The 3,353-nt window shown below is 51.1% G+C and carries 2 rRNA genes; both read right to left on the bottom strand.

The window, feature by feature from the left end:
- Positions 1 to 5: 5 nt before the first annotated feature.
- Positions 6 to 121 (bottom strand): 5S ribosomal RNA (gene rrf / locus P2G88_RS19365).
- 110 nt (positions 122 to 231) lie between these two features.
- A 23S ribosomal RNA gene (locus P2G88_RS19370) occupies positions 232 to 3,113 on the bottom strand.
- Between the last annotated feature and the right edge of the window lie 240 nt (positions 3,114 to 3,353).

Below are 3,353 nucleotides of genomic sequence, written 5' to 3' on the forward strand. Positions count from 1 at the left end.
TGGGAGCCTGGCGGTGTGCTACTCTCACATGGGGAGACCCCACACTACCATCGCCGCTGTTACGTTTCACTTCTGAGTTCGGAATGGATTCAGGTGGTTCCGTAACGCTATGGCCGCCAGGCAAAAACTGTGTTAACAACTTGGAAAAGCTATTCGATAAAGGAAACTTGTAGCGTCTATTGGTTTGATGAAGCGCTTTGTGTGCTTCTTACAACGAAACTTGGGCGTTGTATGGTTAAGCCTCACGGGTAATTAGTACAGGTTAGCTTAACGCCTTACAACGCTTCCACACCCTGCCTATCAACGTCGTAGTCTTCAACGACCCTTTAGAGAGCTTAAAGCTCTAGGGATGACTCATCTTGGGGCTCGCTTCCCGCTTAGATGCTTTCAGCGGTTATCGATTCCGAACGTAGCTACCGGGCAATGCAATTGGCATCACAACCCGAACACCAGCGGTTCGTCCACTCCGGTCCTCTCGTACTAGGAGCAGCTCCCCTCAATCATCCAGCGCCCACGGCAGATAGGGACCGAACTGTCTCACGACGTTCTAAACCCAGCTCGCGTACCACTTTAAATGGCGAACAGCCATACCCTTGGGACCGACTTCAGCCCCAGGATGTGATGAGCCGACATCGAGGTGCCAAACACCGCCGTCGATATGAACTCTTGGGCGGTATCAGCCTGTTATCCCCGGAGTACCTTTTATCCGTTGAGCGATGGCCCTTCCATACAGAACCACCGGATCACTATGACCTACTTTCGTACCTGCTCGACGTGTCTGTCTCGCAGTTAAGCCGGCTTATGCCATTACACTAACCTCCTGATGTCCGACCAGGATTAGCCGACCTTCGTGCTCCTCCGTTACTCTTTGGGAGGAGACCGCCCCAGTCAAACTACCCACCAGACACTGTCCCCAATCCGGATAACGGACCTAGGTTAGAACATCGAACATACCAGGGTGGTATTTCAAGGACGGCTCCACGATATCTGGCGATACCGCTTCAAAGCCTCCCACCTATCCTACACAAGTAGGGTCAATGTTCAGTGCCAAGCTGTAGTAAAGGTTCACGGGGTCTTTCCGTCTAGCCGCGGGTACACCGCATCTTCACGGCGATTTCAATTTCACTGAGTCTCGGGTGGAGACAGCGTGGCCATGGTTACACCATTCGTGCAGGTCGGAACTTACCCGACAAGGAATTTCGCTACCTTAGGACCGTTATAGTTACGGCCGCCGTTTACCGGGGCTTCGATCAAGAGCTTCGCTTACGCTAACCCCATCAATTAACCTTCCGGCACCGGGCAGGTGTCACACCCTATACGTCCACTTTCGTGTTTGCAGAGTGCTGTGTTTTTAATAAACAGTCCCAGCCACCTGGTCACTGCGACCCCCAAACGCTTACGGAGCAAGTCCTTCACGTCCAGGGGCGTACCTTCTCCCGAAGTTACGGTACTATTTTGCCGAGTTCCTTCACCCGAGTTCTCTCAAGCGCCTTGGTATTCTCTACCTGACCACCTGTGTCGGTTTGGGGTACGGTCAGTGTTATCATAAGTTTAGAGGCTTTTCCTGGAAGCATGGCATCTGCAACTTCGTCACCGTAGTGACTCGTCTCGTGTCTCGAGATTGTGTACCCGGATTTACCTAAGCACACTCCCTACGCACTTTCACTTGGACAACCAACGCCAAGCCTGCATAGCCTTCTCCGTCCCCCCATCACTGATAACACCGGTACGGGAATATTAACCCGTTTCCCATCGACTACGCATTTCTGCCTCGCCTTAGGGGCCGACTTACCCTGCCCTGATTAGCATGGGACAGGAAACCTTGGTCTTCCGGCGAGGGGGTTTTTCACCCCCTTTATCGTTACTCATGTCAGCATTCGCACTTGTGATACCTCCAGCAGACTTCTCAATCCACCTTCAACGGCTTACACAACGCTCCCCTACCAAGCATGTAAACATGCTTCCGCAGCTTCGGTGTCTAGTTTGAGCCCCGTTACATCTTCCGCGCAGACCGACTCGACTAGTGAGCTATTACGCTTTCTTTAAAGGATGGCTGCTTCTAAGCCAACCTCCTAGCTGTCTGGGCCTTTCCACATCGTTTCCCACTTAACTAGAACTTTGGGACCTTAGCTGGCGGTCTGGGTTGTTTCCCTCTTCACGACGGACGTTAGCACCCGCCGTGTGTCTCCCGGATAGTACTCACAGGTATTCGGAGTTTGCATGGGGTTGGTAAGTCGGGATGACCCCCTAGCCCAAACAGTGCTCTACCCCCTGTGGTATTCGTCCGAGGCGCTACCTAAATAGCTTTCGGGGAGAACCAGCTATCTCCCGGTTTGATTGGCCTTTCACCCCCAGCCACAGGTCATCCCCGCCTTTTTCAACAGGCGTGGGTTCGGTCCTCCAGTTGATGTTACTCAACCTTCAACCTGCCCATGGCTAGATCACCGGGTTTCGGGTCTATACCTTGCAACTTAAGCGCCCAGTTAAGACTCGCTTTCGCTACGGCTCCCCTATGCGGTTAACCTCGCTACAAAATATAAGTCGCTGACCCATTATACAAAAGGTACGCAGTCACCTAACAAGTAGGCTCCCACTGCTTGTACGTATACGGTTTCAGGTTCTATTTCACTCCCCTCACAGGGGTTCTTTTCGCCTTTCCCTCACGGTACTGGTTCACTATCGGTCAGTTAGGAGTATTTAGCCTTGGAGGATGGTCCCCCCATCTTCAAACAGGATAACACGTGTCCCGTCTTACTCGTTTTCACAATTAACTCGTTGTCGTGTACGGGGCTATCACCCTGTGCCGCGCCACTTTCCAGAGGCTTCCACTAACTCATAAATTGCTTAAGGGCTGGTCCCCGTTCGCTCGCCACTACTAAGGGAATCTCGGTTGATTTCTTTTCCTCGGGGTACTTAGATGTTTCAGTTCTCCCGGTTAGCCTCAACACACTATGTATTCATGTGTTGATACCGCCGAAGCGGTGGGTTTCCCCATTCGGACATCTGTGGCTCAAATGCGTTTTGTCAGCTCACCACAGCTTTTCGCAGACTTACACGTCCTTCATCGCCTCTAACTGCCTAGGCATCCACCGTATACGCTTAGTCACTTAACCATACAACCCCAAATTACGTCGTAATTGGTGTCACACAGCCAGCAACTTTCATCAATTTCTCTTTCGAGAATACCAATGACGCTACAAATCGCTAAACTTGCTTTCGCTTTGTTTAGCTGGATGTTTTCTTTATCAGCTTTTCCACATTGTTAAAGAGCATTTAAGGCTTAAAAAACCTTAATCAATTCACACTCATAAGCGCGCATTCATTAAGGCATTTGTCTTCTTGAACTTGTCTGT

It is taken from the genome of Aliiglaciecola sp. CAU 1673 (assembly GCF_029223185.1).
In the GTDB taxonomy this organism is placed as follows: Bacteria; Pseudomonadota; Gammaproteobacteria; order Enterobacterales; family Alteromonadaceae; genus Bowmanella.